Genomic DNA, 9954 nt, shown 5'->3' with positions numbered 1-9954 from the left:
TCCAGCAGATGACGAAAATTGAGAATCGTCGTCTCGTCGGGAACCGGCTCACGCCCAAGGTCAATGCCGGCGAAAAGACACATGGAGCGAGATTCATACAACGCTTCCTCGGCGCCTGGATCCGACAAGTTGAACCAGTGTTGGAGGAAGTAGATGCGCAACATCCGTTCCAGTTCAATGGGGGGGCGCCCGTTTCCCGCTTTGGGGTAGTGGGGTTCGATGAGCTCACAAAGCTGATCCCATGGAACCACAGCATCCATCTCCGAGAGAAACTTCTCTCGCCGGGTTGGTTTTCGAAATTGCTCAAATTCCCCCGCGGCAAATGTTTGCTGTTTCATCGTTTTCTACCGGTTCCAAATAATGCGTGTATTGTCGCAAACTTTGGGACTTAATCAGAGATGCCCTAAATATTTGCCGCCCGGTAGATCCTTTGACAAGATAACAGGCAGATCCGCCAGTTCCTCAAGCCTGCGATACAGCGTAACGCTCGGTTATATACGTGGTTTGCGCTGCTGCCACAAGGACCTGCGTAACATAGACCGAGTCTGACGGTATATCCTTGCAACCGTCGCTACCCTGTGAGTCAGTTTCAACATTTCTTGATCCCTGAACCTATGCCGATCTTTCCGATCCTCTTGTTGCTCTTTTTGTTGGTTCCCGTCGCGGAGATCTATCTGCTGATCCAGGTGGGTCGGGAGATCGGGGCGCTGCCGACGGTCGGCCTGGTGATTGCCACCGCGGTGCTGGGTGCCTGGCTGTTGCGCCAGCAGGGTATTTCGACCCTCATGCGGGCTCGAGAAAGCCTCGATCGCGGTGAGTTGCCGGCATTGCAGCTTCTCGAAGGCGTGATCCTGCTGGTGGGGGGCGCGCTCCTGCTGACGCCGGGGTTTGTCACCGATGTCATCGGCTTTGCGTGCCTGGTGCCGGCGCTGCGCCAGGCGTTGGTCCGGCAGGTGGTGGCTCGCGGCCAATGGGTTCACTCGGATACTCCGGAAGCGCCGGATCAACCGGGGAGCCGTGTCATCGAAGGCGAGTTCCGGCGCGAGGACTGAAGCCACCTAGAATATTTCCCTGGGGAAGATGCCACCCCCCTTGACTCTCGTTTTTTCATCCCTATATATTAGCACTCACTTAAAGCGAGTGCTAACAAGTTATGTCGGCCCAGAGAGCGTGTTACGAATCTGGTGAGCCGACTATGATATTCACTAACTCTCTGTTTAATAGAAGCTTTTGGAGGAAGATATGAAAATTCGTCCTTTGCATGACCGGGTTATCGTCCGTCGTGTGGAAGAAGAACGTACCAGCCCCGGCGGTATCGTGATCCCGGATAGTGCGACCGAAAAGCCGGTGCAGGGTGAGGTCATCGCGGTGGGTAACGGCAAAATTCTCGAGAGCGGCGATGTTCGTCCTTTGGAATTGAAGGTTGGCGACAGGGTGCTCTTCGGCAAGTACTCCGGAACCGAGGTGAAGGTGTCCGGCGAAGAACTCCTCGTAATGCGCGAGGAAGATGTGATGGGCGTGATCGAGGCCTGAGGCCGCGTACTGCCAATCCCATCCGACACATTCATTTACACAGGAATTCGAGGTAGATAAACATGGCTGCAAAAGACGTTAGATTCGGTGAGGAAGCCCGTCAGCGCATGCTGCACGGCGTAAATGTCCTGGCCAACGCGGTGAAGATCACCCTGGGCCCCAAGGGCCGCAACGTGGTCCTGGACAAGAGCTTTGGCGCCCCCACCGTCACCAAAGACGGTGTATCGGTCGCCAAGGAGATCGAACTGAAAGACAAGTTCGAAAATATGGGTGCACAGATGGTCAAAGAGGTCGCATCCCATACTTCCGATGTTGCCGGGGACGGCACCACCACTGCAACAGTGCTGGCCCAGGCCATCCTGCGTGAGGGTATGAAGGCCGTGGCCGCGGGTATGAACCCGATGGATCTCAAGCGCGGCGTCGACAAGGCCGTGATCGCCGCCGTCGAGGAGTTGAAGAAGTTGTCGGTGCCCTGTGCGGACGACAAAGCGATTGCCCAGGTAGGCACCATCTCCGCCAATGGCGATGAGGATATCGGTCGCATCATCGCCGATGCCATGCAGAAGGTCGGTAAAGAGGGCGTCATCACCGTCGAAGACGGCTCCGGTCTGCAGAACGAGCTGGAAGTGGTCGAGGGCATGCAGTTCGACCGCGGTTACCTATCGCCCTACTTCATCAACAACCAGCAGAGCATGGGCGTCGACCTGGAAGAGCCCTTCATCCTGCTCTACGAGAAGAAGATCTCCAACATCCGCGACATGCTGCCGGTGCTGGAGGGTGTGGCCAAGTCGGGCAAGCCGTTGCTGATCATTGCTGAGGATGTCGAGGGCGAGGCGCTGGCGACCCTGGTGGTCAACACCATCCGCGGTATCGTCAAGGTAGCCGCTGTCAAGGCGCCGGGCTTCGGCGATCGCCGCAAGGCCATGCTGCAGGACATCGCTGTTCTTACCGGTGGCACCGTGATCTCCGAAGAGGTTGGCCTGTCGCTGGAGAAGGCGTCGCTGGACGACCTGGGCACGGCAAAGAAGGTCACCGTTTCCAAGGAAGAGACCACCATTATCGATGGTGCCGGCAACCATGACGACATCCAGGCCCGCGTTACCCAGATCCGCAAGCAGATCGAAGAGACCACCTCCGACTACGACCGTGAGAAGCTGCAGGAGCGTGTCGCGAAGCTGGCCGGTGGTGTTGCGGTGATCAAAGTGGGTGCCGCTACCGAGGTCGAGATGAAGGAGAAGAAGGCACGCGTGGAAGATGCATTGCACGCCACTCGCGCCGCTGTCGAAGAGGGCGTCGTTCCGGGTGGCGGTGTCGCCTTCATCCGTGCGCTGCAGGCACTGAAGAAGCTCAAGGGCGTCAACCACGATCAGGATGTCGGTATCGGTATTGCCAAGCGTGCCATGGAAGAGCCGCTGCGCCAGATCGTCACCAACTCCGGTGATGAGGCCTCCGTGGTGCTCAATAAGGTCGAAGAGGGCAAAGGCAATTATGGTTACAACGCCCAGACCGGTGAGTATGGCGATATGATCGAGGCGGGTATCCTGGATCCAACCAAGGTCAGCCGTTCTGCGCTGCAGAATGCGGCGTCGGTAGCCGGCCTGATGATCACCACCGAAGCGATGGTGGCTGAACTGCCGAAGGACGATAAGGGCGGCATGCCGGACATGGGTGACATGGGTGGCATGGGTGGTATGGGTGGCATGGGTGGTATGGGCGGTATGATGTAACCATCCCCACCGTTGTACGCGGTAATTAGAGAAGGCCCTGTCCTGTGACAGGGCCTTCTCTTTTTATGTCACCGGCTCTCAGTCTGGGACAAGGGCGGGCGATTCTGTGAAAATGTGCCTCGAGAATCGAAAACAATCGTAAGCGAGCTATTGCCACCATGCCGGCGCTACCCACCGAACACCTCCCCCAGTCTCTCGGCGAGCGTGTCAATCACGCATGGAATCAGTATCGGGAACGCGCAGCCGCAGCGGATGGTGAGTGGATACTGGCAACCGCACCGCTTCTAGAGCTGACCCGGGTGTGGGCATGCAGTGAGTTCGTGGCCAAGGCGTGCATTCAGTACCCCGGGTTGTTGAAAGATCTCGTGGAAAGCGGAGATCTGGATCAACGCTACCCGGCAACGACCTACAACGAGCGCCTTGATTCCTTGCTGATGAGCGTGGCCGATGAGGCGGCGCTCGCCCAGCGGTTGCGCGAGTTCCGGCGCCGCGAGATGGTGCGTATCGCCTGGCGTGACCTGGCTGACAAGGCGGATCTGGACGAGGTGCTGATCGACACCTCAGCGCTGGCCGATGCCTGCATCCAGCAGGCGCTCCTGCGGCTGGACGAGTGGCAGCAGGCTGAATGGGGTGTTCCGACCGGCGATCAGTCGGGTTCCGCGCAATCCCTGGTGGTGCTGGGGATGGGCAAGCTAGGCGCCCGTGAGCTCAACTTTTCTTCCGATATCGATCTTATTTTTGCCTATCCCGAGGGCGGAAAAACGGTTGGGACGGCGCGTGAGCGAACCAATGAGCAGTACTTTCTGCGTCTCGGGCAGCGCCTGGTGCGGGTGTTGGACGAGCACACGCCGGACGGTTACGTTTTCCGTGTCGATATGCGCCTGCGCCCGTATGGTGATGTGGGCCCGTTGGCCATGAGTTTTGCGGCACTGGAGACCTACTACCAATCGCAGGGTCGCGAATGGGAGCGGTATGCCATGATCAAGGCCCGGGTGGTCGCCGGCAGCCAACCCGCGGGCGAGCAGGTGCTCGATCTGCTGCGACCCTTCGTCTATCGGCGCTATCTCGATTTCGGCGCCTTTGAATCCCTGCGCGATATGAAGCAGATGATCACCCGCGAGGTGCAGCGCAAGGGGATGGCGGCAAACGTCAAACTGGGCGCGGGGGGTATACGCGAGATCGAGTTCATCGGGCAGGCGTTTCAGTTGATTCGCGGCGGTCGTGAACCCGCACTTCGCGTGCGACCGATTCAGGATGTTCTGACCGTGCTGGCTGAGCACGAATTGCTGCCCCGCTATGCCGCGGAGGAGTTGCGCGCGGCGTACCGTTTCCTGCGCCGTGTCGAGAACCGTCTGCAGGAGCGAGCGGATCTGCAGGTGCATAGCCTGCCAGACGATCGCGAGGGGCGTCTCACTCTGACATTGGCGATGGGGTATGCCGACTGGCGGGATTTCGAGCGCGATCTGCTCCGCCATCGCGGCCGCGTCGCCGCGCACTTCGAGCAGGTCTTCGCCGCCCCTCAGGGGGAGGAGCCCGAAGCGAGCGATGACCATTGGCTGCCCATCTGGTTGGGCAGCCTGCCCGGGGAAGAGGCAGAGCGGTATGTGATCAACGAGGGATATGCCAATCCCGGAGAAGCACTGCGACTGATACAGGCCCTGCGTCAATCGCATGCTTGTCGCGCCTTGTCAGTACGGGGACGGGGGCGGTTGGATCGCCTGATGCCACTGCTGCTGGGGGCGGTCGCAAACACCGAGCAACCCGATGTCTGTCTGCCGCGGGTTCTGGCGCTGATCGAGGCCGTGGCCCGGCGGACCTCCTATCTTTCCCTGCTTATCGAACACCCTATGGCGCTCTCGCAGCTGGTAAAGCTCGCGGCGGCAAGTCCGTGGATCGCCCGGCTGCTGACACGTCACCCGTTGTTGCTGGACGAGCTGCTCGATCCGCGCGCGCTCTATCAACCGGCCACGCGCACGGAGCTGGATCGCGAACTGGCGGAGCGCTTGCAGGCAGTGCCTTCTGAGGATCTCGAACAGCAGATGGAGGCGCTACGGCTGTTCAAACAAGCCAATGAGCTGCGCGTTGCCGCGGCGGATGTCGCGGGTGTAATGCCCCTCATGATCGTCAGTGACCATCTGACCTGGATCGCGGAGACCGTTTTGACTCAGGTGCTGAGGTTGGCGTGGGAGCAGATCAGCGCGCGTCATGGGGAGCCGGCCTATACGGTCGCAGGCGAGCGCCGCAAGGCGTGTTTTGCCATACTGGCCTACGGCAAACTCGGCGGTTTGGAGCTGGGTTATGGCTCCGATCTGGACATCGTCTTTCTGCACGACAGTGCGGGTTCGGATCAGCACACCGAGGGTGCCAGGAGCGTGGAAAACAGCGTCTTTTTTGCACGGCTGGCGCAGCGAATCATCCATCTTCTGAGCACCGCAACCGCGGCCGGAGTGCTCTATGAGGCGGATACCCGACTGCGCCCGAGTGGTGCTTCGGGCCTGTTGGCGAGCAATGTCGACGCCTTTGCCGACTACCAGCGCAACGAGGCGTGGACATGGGAACACCAAGCGCTGACGCGGGCACGGCTGGTGGCGGGCGATACGGCTCTGGATGCGCGTTTCACCGCGATCAGGGCTGAAGTGCTCTCTCTCCCGCGCGATCCTGAGAAACTGCTCCTCGACGTGCGTCAGATGCGACAGAAGATGCGCGATCAGTTGGGCAGCGGTGCCGAGGACACCTTCGATCTGAAGCAGGATGCGGGCGGTATCGCCGATATCGAATTCCTCGTCCAATACCTTGTTTTGCACTGGGCGCCAGGCTATCCCGCGGTCTACTTCTATACCGACAATATCAGACAACTGGAAGCGCTGGCGCGTGAAGGGCTGCTGTCGGAGCAGGATGCAGGCGCGTTGATGGACATCTATCGCAAGTTCCGATCCCGAATTCATCAGTTGAAATTGCAGGAGGTGGAAGGGCGGGTCAGTAGTGAAGAGTATCGTGCTGAGCGTGCAGAAGTGACCCGCCTGTGGAACGCAATCATTGGAACGGCGTGAAGCGCCTGGCTATCAACCCTGGCGGAAAGTGAGCTAAAATCTGGCCCCTTATGCGGCATCGACGTGTCGCAACGGATTTCACCGAGGAGAGTACAGTATGTCGTTTGCCGATCGCGACGGCGTTATCTGGATGGACGGCGAAATGGTGCCGTGGCGGGAGGCCAAGGTGCATGTGCTGACGCACACCCTCCACTACGGAATGGGCGTCTTCGAGGGTATCCGCGCCTACCACACTGATAAAGGACCGGCGATATTCCGGCTCCAAGAGCACACCGATCGACTATTTCGTTCGGCACATATTCTTGCTATGCCCATGCCGTTTGATAAAGCAACGATCAACCGAGCGATCGTTGCATCCGTGAAGGAGAACGGGCTCGATAGCGCCTATGTTCGTCCCGTGGTTTTCTACGGATCCGAAGGCATGGGCTTGCGTGCTGACAATCTCAAAGTGCATGTGTCGATAGCCGCCTGGTCATGGGGGGCCTATCTCGGCGCCGAGAATCTGGAGAAAGGGATTCGTATCCGCACCTCCTCGTTCAATCGGCATCACGTTAACGTCACCATGTGCCGGACCAAAGCCAACGGCAATTACATCAACTCCATGCTGGCCTTGAACGAGGCGCTCTCGTGCGGGTACGACGAAGCGCTGCTCCTCGATACCGAAGGCTACGTGGCGGAAGGCAGCGGCGAGAATCTGTTCATCATTCGCGATGGGATGATCTACACACCGGAACTGACTTCGGCACTCGACGGTATCACGCGCCAGACGGTCGCGACGCTGGCAGAAGAGTTGGGCTACAGGATTCGCGAAAAGCGCATCACACGCGATGAGGTTTATGTGGCGGACGAGGCGTTCTTCACCGGCACCGCCGCGGAGGTAACACCGATCCGCGAGGTCGACAATCGCTCTATCGGTGATGGCCGACGCGGTCCCATTACCGAGCGTTTGCAGGGACTCTATTTTGATGTGGTCCAGGGTAGAGCCGAGGACACCCGTGGCTGGCTTACCGTCGTCGCGTAATCGCCCGAAATCCAGGAGACAAAGATGCCCGGTTCCAATTCCGCTGCACACCAGCGTGACTATCAGACCCCCAATGCGCAATCCGAAGTCAAAGTCACCGCCAAGGATCTGCCGCTGCTCTGCCCCCTGCCGGGTTCCAGCCTCTGGGATTCGCACCCGCGCGTGTTTCTACCGATTGCCGATGCCCCGGATGGGCGGGCGGAATGCCCCTACTGCGGCACCTGGTACCTCCTCGAAGGCGGCGTTACATCCAGCCACTAGCCCAGAAATCCAACGCTTCTTGTTGTAGGCGTGGTGCACATGTGAAGGAGTCGGGTGGAACATTGATCGTTGGTCCCGCCTGGATCGGTGATATGGTGATGGCGCAAAGCTTGTTCAAAGCCTTGAAACATCAGAACCCCGAGCAGCCGATCGATGTTGTTGCACCTGGTTGGTCCCTACCGCTTCTGCAGCGCATGCCGGAAGTGCGCCAAGCGCACCGGTTGGCCGCCGCGCACGGTGATCTTGCATTGTCGGAGCGCTTGGCGTTGGGGCGGCGCTTACGTTCGCTGGCGTTCGATCAGGCCATTGTGCTACCGCGCTCTCTCAAGTCGGCCATCGTACCCTGGGCAGCACGAATACCGATCCGCACCGGCTATCGCGGCGAATGGCGCTACGGGCTGCTGAATGACATCCGTAGGCTGGACAAGATACAACTGTCGAGAACGGTTGACCGCTATGTGGCGCTCGGTTGCGATCGTGACGCACAGTCGCCGCTCCAGGTCTTTGAACCTCGGCTCGAAGTGGATCAGGCCAATCAGCGACATCTTCTGGGAAAACTGGGGCTCGAGAGCGACACGGCGATTGCAGCTCTTTTGCCTGGAGCAGAGTACGGACCGGCTAAGCAGTGGCCTGCGCATCATTTCCATGCACTTGCGGCTCGTTTGGTAGAAAACGGATTCCACTGTTGGGTGCTGGGGTCGAAGAAAGAATTCGCATTAGGAGAAGAGATCTCGGCATCGCTCGGGGGAGTGCGTAATCTTTGCGGAAGTACCGAGTTGATCGATGCAGTGGATCTGCTTTCCCTGTGCGAGGTGGTCGTCACTAACGACTCGGGATTGATGCACATAGCTGCAGCGGTCGGCACGCGCGTGGTGGCTATTTTTGGTTCATCGAGCCCTGACTATACGCCGCCGCTAAGCAGCTCTGCCTCCGTTCTGACCTTGGCGTTGGATTGCAGTCCCTGTTATCAACGCGCTTGTCCGCTGGGGCACACACGCTGCCTCAAAGATCTGCGCCCCGAAACAGTGCTGGCTGCCTGTGGCGTAGCGCATTGAATCGGTCTATGCCACACGTGGAGAGAAATCTGCGTGCCGATCTGACGCTTCTGCTTCTCTTTACGTTTCCTATGGCCGGTTTTCTTGTCCGGCATTGGATGAGCACTATTTTTGTATTACTGGCGGTGTTGCTGGGTTGTTCCCGGCGGGAGTGGCGATTGCGGTATGTTGAGACGCAGGAACGGGCTTTGCTGGGAATAATGCTGCTCTATTTTCTCAGTTTCATCCTCTCCGCCGCGGTAAATGGCGCCTGGGCTGAATACGTCGGTCGATTGGGGGTCGAGCTGCGTTTTCTCCTCTTTATTCCACTCTATCTATTGGTAAGGGAGATGGAAGACGCGCATGAGTGGTTGATCAAAGGTTGCGGTGTGGCGGCGTTTGTTGGCTTCGGACAAGCGCTGTACGAGGGAATTTGGCTAGGGAGTCCGGTGGTGGCCGGTGTCTACGGTAATCAGATCGTGGTCGGCACTGTCCATGCCCTTTATGCCGGGCTCCTCCTGGAACGCGCCTGGGATGCACGGGGCACGATTGAGGGATGGGTGTTTGCCATGGCAGCGCTCGCATCCGCTGGGGTTACCCTGTTTGCAGGTTCGCGTGGAGGGTATCTTGTATTGACCGGGGTTCTGATGGTGTGGGCTGTTATCAGATTACCCCCGCGATGTACGCTTGTGTTCTTACTGATACTGGCTGCGACGTCGATGCTGCTTTATGGATCTGTCGAACGCTTGAAGATGCGTGTTGATGCGGCAATTGGTGAAGTAGACATCTATCTCACGTTAGAAGAACCAGCGAAGCATGAGGGGCCGTTGACGAGCCTGGGCCAACGATTCGAGATGTGGAAGACAGCTTGGTGGATGTTTCTTGATAATCCGGTTTTTGGTGTTGGGCGTCATCGCTACAACGAGGTCGCTAAGGAATACGTCGAGAAGGAGTTGGTCCATCATGACGCAGCATCACATGGGCATCCACACAACGCCTATCTGGCGATGGCCGCCGAAAAGGGAATCCTCGGGTTGCTGGTATTCGTTGCACTCTTGCTGTTTCCCTTTGGGCGGTTCATCGCTGGGAGGGCGCGTCCATCAACGGCAGGGGTGGGCGGGGTTTTACTGATTGTGACATTCATGCTGGCATCACTGACGGAGTCGTCACCTTTTTATCAGGGCAGCTTCGTCTCTATTTTCATGGTTTTTCTCGCAGTCCTTTTCTCTGCTAGCGAGTCGAAACCTGTACGCCCATTGCATTGAAGCAGGTCGCCGGCTAAAAACTCCTGATTAACAAACGACAAGAGTCGACGAACCAAAAAGGGC

General features: G+C 58.5%; 9 protein-coding genes. 8 read left to right on the top strand and 1 reads right to left on the bottom strand.

Features of this window, described 5'->3' with window-relative positions; translation table 11 throughout:
• A partial coding sequence (locus DWQ09_16275; protein KAA3626581.1) for a transposase occupies positions 1-338 on the bottom strand: 338 nt, incomplete at its 3' end.
• Between the two features lie 276 nt (positions 339-614).
• Here DWQ09_16275 and DWQ09_16270 point away from each other — a divergent pair.
• The 8 genes from DWQ09_16270 to DWQ09_16235 all read left to right on the top strand — a co-directional run bounded on the left by DWQ09_16270 (position 615) and on the right by DWQ09_16235 (position 9891).
• Complete coding sequence (locus DWQ09_16270; protein KAA3626580.1) at positions 615-1052, top strand: FxsA family protein; 438 nt, start codon at positions 615-617, stop codon at positions 1050-1052.
• Positions 1053-1242: 190 nt separating this feature from the next.
• Complete coding sequence (locus tag DWQ09_16265; protein KAA3626579.1) at positions 1243-1533, top strand: co-chaperone GroES; 291 nt, start codon at positions 1243-1245, stop codon at positions 1531-1533.
• 62 nt (positions 1534-1595) lie between these two features.
• Positions 1596-3260, top strand: a complete 1665-nt coding sequence (gene groL / locus DWQ09_16260) for a chaperonin GroEL (GenBank protein KAA3626578.1) — start codon at positions 1596-1598, stop codon at positions 3258-3260.
• 158 nt (positions 3261-3418) lie between these two features.
• Entirely contained in the window at positions 3419-6310 is a 2892-nt protein-coding gene (locus tag DWQ09_16255; GenBank protein KAA3626577.1) for a bifunctional [glutamate--ammonia ligase]-adenylyl-L-tyrosine phosphorylase/[glutamate--ammonia-ligase] adenylyltransferase, read from the top strand.
• 97 nt (positions 6311-6407) lie between these two features.
• On the top strand, positions 6408-7331 hold the full coding sequence (locus DWQ09_16250) for a branched-chain amino acid transaminase (protein ID KAA3626576.1): 924 nt from the start codon (positions 6408-6410) through the stop codon (positions 7329-7331).
• Between the two features lie 24 nt (positions 7332-7355).
• Positions 7356-7592, top strand: coding sequence for a zinc-finger domain-containing protein (locus tag DWQ09_16245; GenBank protein ID KAA3626575.1), 237 nt, complete (start codon positions 7356-7358; stop codon positions 7590-7592).
• A complete protein-coding gene (waaF, locus tag DWQ09_16240) occupies positions 7535-8647 on the top strand; it encodes a lipopolysaccharide heptosyltransferase II (protein ID KAA3626574.1) in 1113 nt (370 codons plus the stop codon). Before DWQ09_16245 ends, waaF begins: the two co-directional genes overlap by 58 nt.
• An 8-nt stretch (positions 8648-8655) precedes the next feature.
• A complete protein-coding gene (locus tag DWQ09_16235) occupies positions 8656-9891 on the top strand; it encodes an O-antigen ligase family protein (GenBank protein ID KAA3626573.1) in 1236 nt (411 codons plus the stop codon).
• The last annotated feature ends 63 nt before the right edge of the window (positions 9892-9954 follow it).

The sequence above is a fragment of the Pseudomonadota bacterium genome, from assembly GCA_008501635.1.
GTDB lineage: Bacteria > Pseudomonadota > Gammaproteobacteria > QQUJ01 > QQUJ01 > QQUJ01.
Note: the sequence above shows the minus strand (reverse complement) of the source record. Positions and strands in the feature narration are given on the sequence as shown.

Coding starts and splice junctions, on each gene's coding strand:
- DWQ09_16245 (KAA3626575.1), top strand. CDS start 7,356: ATGCCCGGTTCCAATTCCGCTGCACACCAGCGTGACTATCAGACCCCC.
- DWQ09_16265 (KAA3626579.1), top strand. CDS start 1,243: ATGAAAATTCGTCCTTTGCATGACCGGGTTATCGTCCGTCGTGTGGAA.
- DWQ09_16255 (KAA3626577.1), top strand. CDS start 3,419: ATGCCGGCGCTACCCACCGAACACCTCCCCCAGTCTCTCGGCGAGCGT.
- DWQ09_16235 (KAA3626573.1), top strand. CDS start 8,656: ATGCCACACGTGGAGAGAAATCTGCGTGCCGATCTGACGCTTCTGCTT.
- DWQ09_16250 (KAA3626576.1), top strand. CDS start 6,408: ATGTCGTTTGCCGATCGCGACGGCGTTATCTGGATGGACGGCGAAATG.
- groL (KAA3626578.1), top strand. CDS start 1,596: ATGGCTGCAAAAGACGTTAGATTCGGTGAGGAAGCCCGTCAGCGCATG.
- DWQ09_16270 (KAA3626580.1), top strand. CDS start 615: ATGCCGATCTTTCCGATCCTCTTGTTGCTCTTTTTGTTGGTTCCCGTC.
- waaF (KAA3626574.1), top strand. CDS start 7,535: ATGCCCCTACTGCGGCACCTGGTACCTCCTCGAAGGCGGCGTTACATC.